Genomic DNA, 13,915 nt, shown 5'->3' with positions numbered 1-13,915 from the left:
CGCTCATGAGTTTTCGGCTCCCTCGTTATCTGTCGCCACTACGCCGAAAGTGCGCCGTTCGAAATCGGTCACCATGCTGAGTGCGAGCTTGCGCTGGTTGTCATCGGGGACAACGCTGCTCATTTCGTTGTTCTGCGCCCGCATCAATGACTGCGAGTACATCTGCGCGGCAATGCCGACGCCGCCGGCCTTGGCGATCGAATCGCCGAGTTGTTCGGCCATCATGCCTTTCCAGATCTCACCGGCGTTGCCCTTGCCGTACAGCTCTTCGCTCTCGGGCAGCATCGAACCGACGAAGCTCTGAAGCACCATGGCTTCGAACTTGCGGTAGCTTGCAGGAATTTTTGATTTGTCGGACGAGACATTGCTAAGACCGGCGCTCGACGCAGTGGTGTCGAGCTGATCGATGGCATTGCTGAAGCCGGCGCCGCTTTCCGTCAGGCCACGAGCAGCCGCTGCCGCGCGCGTCGTCATCAGCTTTTGCTGAGCCGCCTGAACGGCCGCCGGATCGGCCGCCTTCACAACGTCCAGGACCAAATCACTTGGGGGTGAGATAGCCACGTGTCATTCCTCTCATTTCAGATCGGAGCAAGTTATGGCTTTTCAACCTTGCTGGAGGCTGGCGTGTTTATCAGAATGAGTTGATCGACGAGATCGTAAATACTTTCATCGGCTTCGCCGCGCTCCTCCAGGGTGCGCGCCTCCTTCATGTTCTCCTCCAGACGGTCGCCCTTGGCGCGTTCGCGCATGATTTTCATCTCCTGCACCTGCTGGATGCCCGCCAGTTGCTGGTCGCGCACCGAAAGCCGGCCGAACCGTTCGGAATAATGCTGGGTGAACAGGCTATGGATCCCGTCGATGGAGCCGATCGCCTGGATGACGACATCCATCGATTCGTTCACCTCGTGACGATAGCGCGTCGTGGCCGCAAGATCGCTTTCCGCCATCTTTTCCAGCTGGCGCTGGACGCTCACCAGGCGCTTGAGTTTTTTCGACTTGCTTGTTGCAGCCATGACCAGTTCCGTCTTGAAGGCGGCCCCGAAGGCTAACCGCCGATGAACACGCCGGGAAATGCGGCGGCGAACAGCCGCAGCAGGGCCGCGACCGAAAGATAGAGCATGAACAGCCCGCCCATCAGCAGATAGGGCGTCGAGATGAAGTAGATCGGGATCTGCGGCGCCAGCTTGTTGATCAGGCCGATGGAAACGTTGAACATCAGACCGTACAGGATGAATGGGCTGGCGAGCCGCAGCATGATATGCATCGTCTGGTCCAGCGTATCCGTGAGGGTGATCAACGACTTCTGGCTGCTGAACAGGGCGCCGGGCGGCATGCTGGAATAGGAGTCGATCACGGCGCGGAAGACGATGTGATGAAAATCCAGCGCGAACAGGACCATCAAGCCGGCAAAGCTGATCATGTTCGTTACCTGGTTTTCAGGCGTATCTTCCACGATGTCGGGTGCCGGCGGCGAGTTGAAGCCGATCATCATGGTGATGACCGTGCCGGTAAACTGCAGGCCCAGCGTGAAAAACCTTGCCAGCATGCCATACATGATACCGATCGCCAGTTCGTTGGCGATCAGGAAGATGAACGTCACACGATCCGCGGAGACCCGCGGATAGATGGTGTCCCACAGCAAAGGCAGAAGCGCCATCGAAACGGCGACCGCCGTCAGCATCCTGATCATCATCGGGATGCGTGCCGACGTAAACCCCGGCAGGACCATCATGCACCCGCCCACCCGGCATAACACCACGAAGAGGGCGAGTACGGTCCCTTGGGGGTCGTCAATCATGAAATAGAGCCCAGGATCTTGATTTCGATGCCCTTGGCGAGTTCCACATGGGACAGCACCGGCAGCGTCGCAAACAAGCGTTCGATGATCATGCGCACATAGGAGCGCGTTTCCGGCGACGTGACAAGCACGAAAGGCAATCCGCGGTCCATGAATTCACGGATAACTTTGGTCGCCTGCTCGCTGAACTCTTCCAGGCTGCGCGGATCGATGTCGAATTCGACCACTTCGCCCTTGGCATCGCGTTTCAGCGCCTGGTGGAAGACGAGGTCCCACTTGCTGCCGAGGCGCAGGACACGCAGCACGCCGTTGTCGGCCAGGTCGCCGCAGAGCTGCTGCGCCATGCGGACGCGGACATGCTCGACGATCTGTTCCGTCTTGCGGACATGCGGCGCCAGTTCGGCCACCGCTTCGAGGATGAGGTGCAGGTTGCGGATCGAGACGCGCTCGGCAAGCAGAAGCTTGAGCACCGCCTGCAGGCCCGAATAAGACATGTGCGTCGAGCAGATCTCGTCGGCAAGCTTCTTGTATTCCGGGTCGAGGCGATCGATCAGCACCTTCACGTCCTTGTAGGAGAGAAGCTGCGGCAGGTTGTTACGGATGACTTCGCTGACGTGGGTCAGGACCACCGAGACGTTGTCGATCGGATGGAAACCTTCGCGCTTGAGGTCTTCGGTGAAGGCCTCGAGGACGGACACCGCCGGCATGCCAAAGGCGGGTTCGCGGATTTCGTCACCCGGCACGCTCGGCTTGCGCCCCGAACCGGTGACGACGAGGACTTCCCCGACCCGCAGCAGGTTCGATGCCACCGTCGTGCCGTGGATGCGGATCTGGTAGGATTTTTCGGCGATGGCGATATCGTCCGTCACCTTGATTTCGGGAACGACGAAACCGTACTGGCTGGCGAACTTCTTGCGCATCTTGCCGACGCGGAAACCCAGTTCCTGGTGCGCGCCGAGCAGGCGGGTCGAGACCAGCTTGCCGAGCGCAAGTTCGATTTCGGAGGTCTTGAGCACCGCCTTGACCGAATCCTTCTCCTGCTCCTTGGTCTGGACCGCCATCTTTTCCTCCTGCTCGCGCAGGAAGGTATTTTCCTTCTCCAGCTGGCGGGGAATGAACCAGCTTCCGAACGCCATGAGGCCGCCGAGCGCCATGAAGGGCAGCATCGGCAGGCCCGGTATCAGTGCCAGCAACACCATCAGCGCCGCAGCGACCGAAAGCGCACGCGGATAGCCGCTCAACTGGTTGATGACCGCCTGGTCCGTCGAACCCTGCGTGCCGCCGCGCGACACGAGCAGGCCGGCGGCCAGCGAAACGATCAGGGCCGGAACCTGGGAAACGATACCGTCGCCGACGGACAGCTTGACGAAAACGTCGGCGGCTTCGCCGATTTCCATGCCGTGGCGGAAATAACCGATGATGATGCCGCCGAAGATGTTGATGGCGGTGATGAGCAGGCCGGCGACGGCATCGCCGCGCACGAATTTCGAGGCACCGTCCATCGAACCGAAGAACGAGCTTTCTTCTTCCAGCTCGCGGCGGCGGCGCTGCGCTTCCTTCTCGTCGATGATGCCGGCCGACAGGTCGGCGTCGATCGACATCTGCTTGCCTGGGATGGCGTCCAGGGTGAAGCGGGCGCCGACTTCGGCGATACGCGTCGCACCCTTGGTGATGACGATGAAGTTCACCGTCACCAGGATGAGGAAGACGATCACACCGATGACGAAGTCGCCGGACATCACCAGGCTGGAGAAACCGGCGATGACGCCGCCGGCCGCGTTGTGGCCTTCGTGTCCGTGGGAGAGAATCACGCGGGTCGTGGCGATGTTCAGCGCCAGGCGCGTCATCGTCGCGATCAGCAGAATGGTCGGGAAAGACGAGAAATCCAGCGGTCTCTGGATCCACAACGCCACCATCAGGATGAGCACCGAGAAGGCGATCGAGAACGCCAGGCCCATATCGATCAGGAACGGCGGGATCGGCAGGAACAGGATGCAGAGAATGACGACGATGCCGAGGGCAAAGCCGACATCCCGGGCGCTGCCGCCGAGTTTGGGAATAGAAATTGCAGGTGTCTGCGCCATACTTATCCATCTCCTCATGAGAGGCGGGCAAGGGAAAATCGACCTTCTTGCCCAATTGGAAACGATGGATAGTCGGCGAAGCTTGCGCGAGGGTGGCAGGACCGGGCAAAAATGCAAAACGGCCGGAGCGCGAGGGCGGGCCGGCCGTCGTCAGGAGGACATGCGGTCGTCAGAAGCCGGACTGCACCCTGGAGAACACCAGATTGGTGAACAGCGAAATCTGCCCGCCGATGAACGGCGCCGTGATGCCCACCACCACGAAGATCGCGACGATCTTCGGCACGAAGGTCAGGGTAATTTCCTGGATCTGCGTCAATGCCTGGATGAAGGCGATCACCAGGCCGACCACCATGGCCGAAAGGACTGCCGGTCCGGACGCAACAAGAACCGTCCAGATGGCCGCCTGCACGATATCCAGGGCATCAGCCTCATTCATAGGAATCATTCCTTGGTTGGAAATCGCCGGTAGCGATGATTCGCAATTCTACATCAGCTCGAGCCGACTTCATATCGGCCCGGAACGGTTTCGCTGATCGGAGAAAAGCGGAATTGCTCAGCTGGCAGTATCGCCGGTCGCCGTATCGGTATCGCCGGCCATGGCTTCGGCAGCCGTGGTGGGCGTATCGCCAGTGGCAGTGGTGGAGGTCGATGTCGTCGTACCGTCGCTAATCTTGATGCCGGCCTGGATCAGGATCTTGTCGCCCTTCTCGGTGATGGCGATCAGGCCGTCCGAATAAACCTCGACTTCCTTGATGACGCCGGTGACGGAATCGTCGGCGCTGGTCAGGGTCTTGCCGATATAGTTCGACGCCTGTGTCAGCGACTGGCTCTGGATCAGGTATTCGAGGTTCTTGTTCGTTTGGATGGCCTGCTCGACCTGCGAGAAGGTCGCCAGCTGCGAAACCTGCTGGGTCGCATCCATCGGATCGGTCGGATCCTGATTCTTCATCTGGGCGATCAGCAGCTTCAGGAAGCTCTGATAGTTCAGCGACGCTGCAGATGCAGCGGAATCAGCCTTACCGTTCGCCCCGGTGGGCGCGGCAACCGAATTAACACCGCTTACCGCCATGGGGCAATCTCCCTGCGAATCTGTTCGATGGTGGCTGGAGTGAGTTCCTGGTTGTTGAGGATACGATCCTCGGCAACGTAAAGCCCGCGAATGGCCTTCAGCGCGTCGAAGGCGCGGCCGGACGTCACCATTCCGTCGATCCGCTTCAGTTCGGCGAGAATTTCGTCGTCCTTGAAGCAATTCAACAGCATGGCGACGGACTTGCGGAACATCGCCATGGACTGCTCTGCGCCGTCCGGATTGATCAGCATCATCTGGGCGATAAAATACAGCTGCCGCAGCGGCGTCGTCGCATCTTCCGGCTGGAGAACGTGGTTTTCCAGGAGGAACGTCACATCATTCAAGAATTCCAGGGCGACCTTGCGGTCAACACGCAGCACCGCTCCATTTATAAAAATTCTTTCGCCGGATTTAAGCGATATGCGTAGGGTACTTTTCATTTAAGTCCATCCCTGATGATGGTGGTTACGTCGATAATGCCCTGAAAATTTTCCGACTGCCGTTTTCTGATCCGGTCGCACTCCTTCAAGATCCAGATAGCGATCGAGATGAGATTGGCCCGCAATTCGGTGTCGAGCTGATTTTCCGGCTGTTTCAAATCCTCAATAAAGCGAATCCAGATTCGGCGCGTATAGAACAAGGCGTCGATCGCCTCGCGATTATAGCCGCCCCGATCACGCGCAGCAGAAAGCAGTTCAATAGAGCGATTGAGTACCTGTCGTTCGCGATCCTTTGCGTCCGCGACGCCGTCTTCCATGATCTCGGCATATGAAAACTGGTACATTCATGCATCCTTCATTTTCATCGTCTTTCCTTTTACATCAAAGGAAATTTACCAGGCTTAACTGCTGTATTCTTGCCGTCAGCGTGTACGACGCATCGACCAGTGCCAGGAGATTCTTGACCCGTGTCGCCGCTTCGTAGCCGTCGACACCCTCCAGATCCCCGAGATAGGTCTTTATGATAGTCGATTGAGCGTTAAGGGAGTCATTCGCTTTCTTAATTCGCTCTTCGGAAAGTCCAAGCTTACCGCGGTCGACGTCTATGCCGTCGATGCCTGCCGCGATGAATTGGTTCATCTTCTTATTGGCAGCCTGGCGGGCCGGCGTATCGAGCGACGCATCCATGAACGTCAGGGCGCTGATCGCACCCAATGCCATGTAGCGCATGCCCTGGGTATTGGTGTTCGTCGAGCTTTCGACCACTTCCGTCTTGCTGATGCGGCTGGTCATGTTGGTATCGCTGGCCTGCGAGACGTAGGACGTCCAGAGGTCCTCGCCGCCGCGGCCGGTATGCGGCGGATCGGTCAGCGTCGATGTGCCATTGAACTTGGCTTCCACGGTGGTGAGGAAACTGTCCATCTGCGTTGCCGACATCTGCGACTTGTCAGTGAGGCCCTGGCTGGTCAGATAAAACTGCAGTTCGGTATTGTAGGCCGTCGCGACATTGGTCTGCATGTCGGTCGCCGGCTGTACGTCGGAGTTGATGCCGGAGAACAGGAATTCGCCGTTCAGCGCCATGTTCGACATGTCTGAAAAGATCGAAAAGGCATTCTCGATCGACGTCCGCGCCGTCTTCAGGCTGTTGGCATCCTCGCTGCCGCTCAGTGCCAGCACTGTATTGAGCATGGACTGGCCGGCGTTGCTGATATTGTCCAGCGCTGTCTGGGAGGAGGCGAGACGCTGCGTCGAAAGAGAATTGGTCTCCGAAAGTGCCTTGAGACGCGCCACTTCGCGGTTGAGGTCCAGGCTCTGGGACGTCCGCTCCGCGAGCGACACCCCAAGATCGTAATATTTGCCAGTCGTGGCCTCCGACTGCGCCTTGAGCAATTCGGACTGCGCCTGCGCCACCGTCAGGCGCATGGCATTTTGAATGGATAAAGTCGATACAAAGGAAGTCTTCATGACTTAGCTCGCAATATTCAAGAGTGCTTGCAACATTTCATCGATAGCGGACACGAGCTTGGTCGCGGCCTTGTAGGACTGCTCGAGATCCAGCATGAGCGACAGTTCCTCGTCGAGGCTGACGCCCGTCATGTTGGAATAGGCTTCCGCGGAGCGCGACAGCAAGGCAGTCTTGCTTTCACCGGCTGCGGTCGCGCTGCTGCGCAGGCTTTCGAGCCAGCTCAGCGAATTGGAAGAAAAGGTGATCAACGTCTTCTGGACATCGATACCCGCAGTTGCATCGAAGGCCATCGAGCTGTCGAATGCCTGATCGTACTTGTCGAGGAGCGTGGAGAAGCTGCTGTTGTTGTCCGGATTCTGCGTCGTACCGTTGACCGATCCGTCTCGGACCTTGGACGGGTTGGCAATGGCATTGGGAGCGACGACGATACTGGCCGCAAGACCAGGAACAAGCGTGCCGGCCGCGGGAACGGTCGTGCTGGTGCCGTTCTGAAAAAGACCGGCGATCGTGCCACCGTTTTCCGCAAAAATTGTGATCAGGCCGCGTGCGATCTCATCCAGTTGCGACTGGAAGGTCGGAGCAATGTCGTCGCGAACCTGCAAGAGCGCCGGCAACGAACCGAGAGCGGTGGTGTTGGCGCTCTTCGCAGCATCGACAGCGACACCGTCGATGTAGATCGCGTTGCCCGTCGTCGAGGCGCTGTAGAACAGGTTCCGTTGAAAGGTAACCTTTCGAGGGCTTGTTTCGAACAGCGTCGTACCGTCCGATGTATAAAGCACCACGTCGTTGTTTTCGCGGTTGACGATGGACACACCGACAATCTCGGAAATCTGCTTGAGCAGGGAGTCCCGCCGGTCCAGAGCGTCGTTCGGATCACCACCACGTGCGGTTTCCGTGGTCACCATGTCATTGGCGGCCTTGAACTCCGACAGGAGGTTGTTCAGCTTGTCGACCTGCGCCTCGATCTGCTTGTCGGCGTCGGCGCGAACGCGCTGGATTTCACTCGACGCGGTATTCAGGGCCGTGACGGCATCCTGTGCCGCGCTGATCACGCCGGCGCCGACGACCTGGTCGCTCGGCCGCGTGGCATATTCATGAATCTTGTTGCGAAGCGCCTCAAGATACTTGGCGGGCGACATTTCGTAATTCGTGCCGCCCATCACCGAACGCATGTCGCCGAGAGCGGAGAGAACACTCTGCTGTCCGCTGTTCTGCGAAATGGCGGTGAGGTTCTGACGCATCAGAACCTCGTTTTGTGCGCGCACCGTCGTCGAGACCTGCGCACCGAACAGGGTGGTGGAGACGATCGTCGTACGTTTCGCATAGTCCGCGTTGCCCGAGTTCGCCATGTTCTTCGACACGGTAGACGTCTGGGTACCCGTGTTGTTGAAGATGGCCTGGGCCGTGTTCATTGCAGAAGAGAGCGACATCCGACTCTTACCTCACCTTACCTTGTCAACATTATCTCTTGAGGTTGATCAGAACGTCCATGATATCGGCACCGGTCTGGAAGACCTTGGAGTTCGCCGTGTAGCTGCGCTGAGCCTCGATCATGGACGTCAGTTCACCCGCGAGGTCGACGTTGGATTCTTCCACCGCATTGTCGACGATCTGGCCGAAGTTGCCCTGGTTCGGAAAGCCGATGATGACGACGCCCGATTCGGCACCCGGAGAATAGGCATTGCCGGTCTCGATCGTCAGCTTGTCCGGGCTGGCGACGGTGGCGAGCGGAATGCGGTAGAGCGGCTCGACCGAGCTGTCGTCGTAGATGGCGTATACCGTGCCGTCCTTGTCGATCTCGACGTCCTTGATCGCGTTGGCGGCCTTGCCGTCGATCGTCGCCTTGCCCGGCGTGAACTTGGCGCCGAACTGGGTCATGGTCGAGAGGTCGATCGTGATCTCCTGCCCAGGCGACGGCGATGTGGTATCGTCGGAGAAAGTGATTTCCGCCGGAGTGGTTGTCAGCTTGCCGTTGGTGGGATCGAACGTCAGCGTTATGGTTTCCTGCACCAGAGATGCCGGCGCCGTTGCCGTATAGGGGAAGCCCGTGCCCGGGGTCGCCTGGTCCTGGCGATAAACCGTGACCTCCCACTCGTTGGCTGCAGTCTTTGTATAATAGAAGTCGTAGAGAACCTCACGACCGAGGCTGTCGTAGGCCGTCAGTGAGCTCTTATCCGAATAGGTTGAAGTCGCAACGTTGTCGCTTGGCAAACTTCCTGCAGGGACGATTGCTGCATCGGCATTGAGATTGGCGCCGAACGTACCGAAAGTCGACCCCTTGGCCGTCAAGCCACCTTGACCAATCTGAATCGGAACGAGACCATCGAAACCGTTGACGACAGCCGCCGGCGTGCCGGCGGCGTAGGAGTAGCCCATCAGCTTGTAGCCGGCGGAGTTCACCAGGTAACCCTCGGAGTCCTTCTGAAAGGCGCCGGCGCGAGTGAGATAAGCCTGCTCGTTGGCGCTCTGCACGACGAAGAAGCCGTTACCCTGGATGGCCAGATCGGTAGAGCTGGTGGTGTAGGCCAGGTTGCCCTGTTCGGAAATGGAATAACGGACATTCGTGGTGACGCCACCGGACTGGTAGCTGCTGCTGCCCGACGGCAGGACGAGCGACGAGAATTCCGTGGAAGCGCGCTTGTAGCCGACCGTGCTGGAGTTTGCGATGTTGTCGCCCACCGTGCCGAGGCGGTTGGCCTGCGCATTCATGCCGGCGACAGCCGTCTTCATTGTACCAAAAATGCTCATTTTGGATCCTCGTTTCCGTATTAATTACAGAGCTTATGAGTTGGGCCTTGCGTGAAGCTGTCTGGCTTCGTGGGAGGGCGCGGTTTCCGGGAAAGATTATCGCCCGCGCCGGCAGGCCTGCAGAATATCAGTTCCAGTCGATGCAATAGCCAAGGAAACGCTTGGAATCGACGGGATCGAAGCCAAGCTTCTTGCGCAGCTTCTTGCGCAGCTTGCTGATGTGGCTTTCGACGACGTTCTCTTCGACTTCTTCATCGAAGATACCGTAGATGGCATTGAAGATCTGGGTCTTGGATACCCGACGACCGCGATTGGCGATTAGGTATTCCAGGATGCGGCGTTCGCGCCGCGGCAGGGGGAAGACTTCGCCGTGCAGTTCCGGGTCGCGACCGTCCGAGAAGACCCGGATCGGGCCGACATCGGTAAAGTTCGAAATCGCCTTCAGGCGGCGACGGATCGCCGCGGCACGCGCCAGGATCTCGCGAGGATGAACCGGCTTGCGCACGACATCATCGACGCCGCAGTCGAAGAGTGCCAGTGTCGTCTCCAGGGAGGGGTGGTCGCTGACCGCAATCACCGGTGCCATCGAACGATCGCGGATCACCCGCGGCAGTTCAAAGGTCTGTTCGCCCTGGCCGATCAGAAAGGCCTCCACGGCAGCGATATCCGAATCGGCTGCCGTGTTGACCCATTCCCCGAACTCCCGGGGATCAAAGCCTGTGGAGGGAATACCCTCTCTTCCAAACAGGGAAGTGTAACCATCTTTTACGAGCTCACGCTCATCAACCACTACGATCATTCGTCCGCCTCCGAATCACTGTGGTACCTCGATGAAACAGACCTACGAATCGAGCGAATCGCGAACAACTGGAGAAAGTTAATGGCAGGAATTAATAGTAGATTAACAAATTGGCCGTGATTTGATCTATATCTAGTGGGCATCCGAAATTATCCACACAAAAATTTTTTGAAAAGGTTAACGATCGATTAATCCAAGGTTAACAGGCGTTAACCATCCGCCGCTGCACTGCGGTGTTTGAAGGATGAAGCATCAAAGGTAAAAACAATCCAAGATTGTTATCCACGACAAAACTGCGATGCATTCGCAGTCCATTTTCCGTAGCCCGTGGCCACCAGATTGGCGATCACCCGGCAGACATATTTCTTCTGCGCAGGGTCGTTGTTCGGCCCGGCATGGTAGCGGGCGACCGTCATGGTCCACGTCTGGTGGCGGTCATGCAGGTTGCGCAGGAATTTTGCAGCGTACTGAACATTGCGTCGGGGATCGAGCATGTCCTGCACCGATGCGAAATTCTCGCCGTGGAAATGATGATTGATCTGCATGCATCCGAGATCGATCAGCTTGGCGCCGCCTGCCCTGGCAGCCTGAAACTGCTTGAGCGCCTCGCTCTCGGTGCGAGGGAAATAGGTCTTGCCCTCGACATTGAGGGCGTAGGGCTGCAGCGATCCCTTCCTGCCGGTCTCGGTCAGACCGACAGAATAGAGGATGCCTTCCGGAATTCCGTAGCGTACCGCAGCCGCCTGGATTTCGCGCTCACAGGCATTTCCCGACGCCTGGGCGTCAGAGGTAGAGATGCCCAGAACGAGCGCCAGCAGAGCCGGTACCGCCGTCGCTGAGACCATTCTCGCCAGATTGCGAAGCATTGCTCCATTGCTGTTGCGCTGCATTTCTTTCGTCCCTTCGGGAAGCAGCGCCGCCGCTGCCGTCCTGCGCCCCCTGCTGGCCGAACGAAGCGTTCTGGTTGCCGTTCTGGGTGCTGCTGTTGCTGCTGTCGGCGTTGCTCGTCGGCGCCAGGGTAACGGTCACCTGGTCGATCGAGAAACCTTGCGCGCGCAGCGCCTCGATGATGCTTTTGTGGTCGCTGCTCAGCTGCCGGTAGGCGGAGGTATTCTCGACCATCAGATCCACCGACAACTCGTCGCCCACAAGCCGCATCGTCGCCGTCACCATGCCGAGCGAGATGGGCTGCAACTGCAGCTTCAGCATATTGACCACCTTGCCGGTGCTGGCCTGGGTCGCGGCATTGGACAAGGCGCTGCTCGGCTGCATTGCCCTCGCCCACTCGGAATCGCCGGAAATCGCATCCAGGACGGCGCTGGAATTCTGCGCCAGGCCGAGATACCGCCGGGAATCGAGCACGGTCACCGTTTCAACCGACGTCGTGCGCCGCGGTTCGTCGACAGCACCGTTGCTTTCGCGTCCGCCGACGATCATGTCCATCGTCCGGCCCTTGCCATCGGCGCGGGAGAAGCGGAATGTCCTGGCGTCGTCGCCATCACTCTCCGTGGCGGCCATGTCTTCGCCGCCCAGGCCGCTTGCCACATCCTTGCCGGAAACATCATGGGGCGCCGTTTTCGTCCGACCGACGCCGTCGGCGTGCCTTTCCGACGTTGCCGGCACCGTGGACGGCACAGCCTGCCCGATTTCGCGAGCGTTTTCCGCCCCGAGCAAGGACATCACATCGTCGCTGGACGTTGCACCTGCCGTCGCGGCGGGGTCAACCGGGGTTTCATCAACCTTGGCATTCATACCGGCCAGTGCGCTAGCCGCCGACTTGCGGGCATGGGTGCCTCCACCCTTGACGGCAAGGTCGGAGACCGACTGCGGTTCCGCCTCGTCGGCATGCTGGGGAAGCTTGTCAAGCCCTCCCTTCGATTTCGCCATGGCAGCCTTGGCCTCGGAGATCGCGGAGCCTGCCTGGAAAAGATGTTGCGCCGTCTGGCGCTGGGACGCGCCTTGCTGAATGTCGATGATCGGCTTCTTGATACGATTTGCACCAGCCCCTGCAATCGGCGCTTCGGCCGTTTCGCCTGCCTGCTCCGGCGTCGCGTCCGGAAGATCGTCGGCCGCCGCTTTCTGCCCATGCCGGTGGTCACCATGCCCGACCTGCTCGAGCGTCTCGCCGAAGCCACCGTTTTCCGACTGGCCTTGCTGGCCGTGCTTGGCAGCGGGTTTGGCCGATGCGGCCGCATTCAACCCCGGCAAAGCGCTTCCTATCCCCTGATCCATCATTTTTTATCGCTTTCTTTCGCCAGCAAACCGTCGATTTCCACCAATTTGGCCCGACTGTTCGTTACAAACTCTTCGAAGACGGCACCGCTGCGGTAGACCGCCTCATTGGCATCCGCCTGGGCGGCAGCGCCGGAATGCCCCTGAACTGGCAGGTTTGCGGCGGAGTGTTCCTGATTCTCGACATTCGCTGACGCTTCTTGCGTCAGGCTATTCATGTCCGGCTGCCGCAGCACCTCTTCCGCAACGAGCCGGGCGGCCGAACGCAGGGCTTCATCCCGCGGCGACAGCGTGCCCTCCGGGATGCCGTCGATATTTTCAACCGCCTGGTCGATATCCTTCGTCGAGATTTCGGCAAGCCCGGTATAAAGTTCCGTCTGCTGCTTCCGGTCCATGCCGGGTGACGCGGGAATGGCATCGGCATGGCTGGAGGCCATGCGTGCGAGGTCTATCTTGCCGGCGATTGCCGCCCTGCGGGCAATGCGCAGGTAAACCTCCCTGCGTCGCTCGTTGTCCATGAACGACAACGTGTTTTCGATGTCATCGTTCCTGACCGAGTCGTAGTTGTCCACCGCCAGCATCACGAAGAGATCGACGAACTGACTCGCATAGGGGGAATGCAGGAAGCGGCGAGCATAGCGGTTGGCATAACCGAGCCCTCTTTCCACCATGCCGCGCTCTGCGGTAACGGCAACCGAGCGACGTAGCGCAGCTTCCTCGATGATCGTGCCGGGCGCCGTCAGCCGGGCGAGATCGTAAAATTTCAGGGCTTCTTCCGGATTGTTGCCGACAACCGCATTGGCGGCGACCAGCGCCAGATAGGGGCCGAGCGTCGTATCCCGGTATTCCGGTAGCATCTCCACCAAGCTCTTGGAGACCAGCGTTCCCTTGCCGCTCAGATATTTCCTGAGCGCATCGGCAACACGGTTGTCGAAATACCCGCCGACATCCCTGGATACCAGATATTCGAGCGTCGCGGGATTGCCGCCGCTCATCGAATAGATCAGCGCGGCATCGACATTGCGCGTGTCGTCGAAGATTTCCGGGTCCGCCGTCCTCAGCCGCCTGTCGATCGTCGCCAGCATGAATTTCTGCATCTCTGCGGCCGAATGGTCGCCCGCGACGACGGAATCCTGCACGAACTGCATGGACCGCAACATTTTATAGGGCGCCAGGTCTTCCGGGGTCGGCAGAGCCTCATCCTCGGCGACGGCCACCCCCGACATCGCGATGCCGAGGGCGAACAATGCGGTGAAACGTAGCGACGATCGAGCCATGGC

General features: G+C 59.2%; 15 protein-coding genes. All 15 read right to left on the bottom strand.

Annotated features, from left to right (window positions below; all coding sequences use genetic code 11):
* Positions 1–3: 3 nt before the first annotated feature.
* Positions 4–561: a rod-binding protein gene (locus tag DEM27_RS01105; RefSeq protein WP_109456343.1), complete on the bottom strand. Its 558-nt coding sequence runs from the start codon at positions 559–561 to the stop codon at positions 4–6.
* A gap of 32 nt (positions 562–593) precedes the next feature.
* Positions 594–1,013 (bottom strand): hypothetical protein, encoded by a 420-nt coding sequence (locus tag DEM27_RS01100; protein ID WP_109456342.1) that lies wholly within the window; start codon positions 1,011–1,013, stop codon positions 594–596.
* A 32-nt stretch (positions 1,014–1,045) separates the two neighbouring features.
* Entirely contained in the window at positions 1,046–1,798 is a 753-nt protein-coding gene (fliR, locus tag DEM27_RS01095; protein ID WP_109456341.1) for a flagellar biosynthetic protein FliR, read from the bottom strand.
* Positions 1,795–3,882 (bottom strand): flagellar biosynthesis protein FlhA, encoded by a 2,088-nt coding sequence (gene flhA, locus DEM27_RS01090; protein ID WP_109456340.1) that lies wholly within the window; start codon positions 3,880–3,882, stop codon positions 1,795–1,797. The genes fliR and flhA overlap by 4 nt, the downstream gene beginning before the upstream one ends.
* A gap of 169 nt (positions 3,883–4,051) precedes the next feature.
* Positions 4,052–4,318: a flagellar biosynthesis protein FliQ gene (fliQ, locus tag DEM27_RS01085; RefSeq protein ID WP_109456339.1), complete on the bottom strand. Its 267-nt coding sequence runs from the start codon at positions 4,316–4,318 to the stop codon at positions 4,052–4,054.
* Positions 4,319–4,435: 117 nt separating this feature from the next.
* A complete protein-coding gene (gene flgD / locus DEM27_RS01080) occupies positions 4,436–4,951 on the bottom strand; it encodes a flagellar hook assembly protein FlgD (protein WP_109456338.1) in 516 nt (171 codons plus the stop codon).
* Positions 4,942–5,391 (bottom strand): flagellar biosynthesis repressor FlbT, encoded by a 450-nt coding sequence (gene flbT, locus DEM27_RS01075; protein WP_109456337.1) that lies wholly within the window; start codon positions 5,389–5,391, stop codon positions 4,942–4,944. The genes flgD and flbT overlap by 10 nt, the downstream gene beginning before the upstream one ends.
* Positions 5,388–5,735, bottom strand: coding sequence for a flagellar biosynthesis regulator FlaF (gene flaF / locus DEM27_RS01070; RefSeq protein WP_109456336.1), 348 nt, complete (start codon positions 5,733–5,735; stop codon positions 5,388–5,390). Before flaF ends, flbT begins: the two co-directional genes overlap by 4 nt.
* Before the next feature lie 37 nt (positions 5,736–5,772).
* On the bottom strand, positions 5,773–6,855 hold the full coding sequence (locus tag DEM27_RS01065; protein ID WP_109456335.1) for a flagellar hook-associated family protein: 1,083 nt from the start codon (positions 6,853–6,855) through the stop codon (positions 5,773–5,775).
* Positions 6,856–6,858: 3 nt separating this feature from the next.
* Positions 6,859–8,286 carry a flagellar hook-associated protein FlgK gene (gene flgK / locus DEM27_RS01060; RefSeq protein WP_109456334.1) on the bottom strand — a complete coding sequence of 476 codons (1,428 nt, stop codon included), beginning with the start codon at positions 8,284–8,286 and terminating at the stop codon, positions 6,859–6,861.
* A 31-nt stretch (positions 8,287–8,317) separates the two neighbouring features.
* The gene (locus DEM27_RS01055; RefSeq protein ID WP_109456333.1) at positions 8,318–9,604 is read right to left on the bottom strand and encodes a flagellar hook protein FlgE; all 1,287 of its coding nucleotides are present in this window, start codon (positions 9,602–9,604) and stop codon (positions 8,318–8,320) included.
* A gap of 127 nt (positions 9,605–9,731) precedes the next feature.
* Positions 9,732–10,403, bottom strand: coding sequence for a transcriptional activator Rem (gene rem / locus DEM27_RS01050; protein WP_109456332.1), 672 nt, complete (start codon positions 10,401–10,403; stop codon positions 9,732–9,734).
* 278 nt (positions 10,404–10,681) lie between these two features.
* Positions 10,682–11,248: a transglycosylase SLT domain-containing protein gene (locus tag DEM27_RS01045; RefSeq protein ID WP_245445641.1), complete on the bottom strand. Its 567-nt coding sequence runs from the start codon at positions 11,246–11,248 to the stop codon at positions 10,682–10,684.
* The gene (gene fliK / locus DEM27_RS01040; RefSeq protein WP_165823317.1) at positions 11,187–12,611 is read right to left on the bottom strand and encodes a flagellar hook-length control protein FliK; all 1,425 of its coding nucleotides are present in this window, start codon (positions 12,609–12,611) and stop codon (positions 11,187–11,189) included. Before fliK ends, DEM27_RS01045 begins: the two co-directional genes overlap by 62 nt.
* A gap of 23 nt (positions 12,612–12,634) precedes the next feature.
* Positions 12,635–13,912 carry a chemotaxis protein MotC gene (motC, locus tag DEM27_RS01035; RefSeq protein ID WP_109456894.1) on the bottom strand — a complete coding sequence of 426 codons (1,278 nt, stop codon included), beginning with the start codon at positions 13,910–13,912 and terminating at the stop codon, positions 12,635–12,637.
* Between the last annotated feature and the right edge of the window lie 3 nt (positions 13,913–13,915).

Source organism: Rhizobium album (assembly GCF_003122325.1).
GTDB lineage: Bacteria > Pseudomonadota > Alphaproteobacteria > Rhizobiales > Rhizobiaceae > Metarhizobium > Metarhizobium album.
The sequence above is the reverse complement of the archived record's forward strand: the minus strand, read 5'-3'. Positions and strand labels throughout refer to the sequence as shown.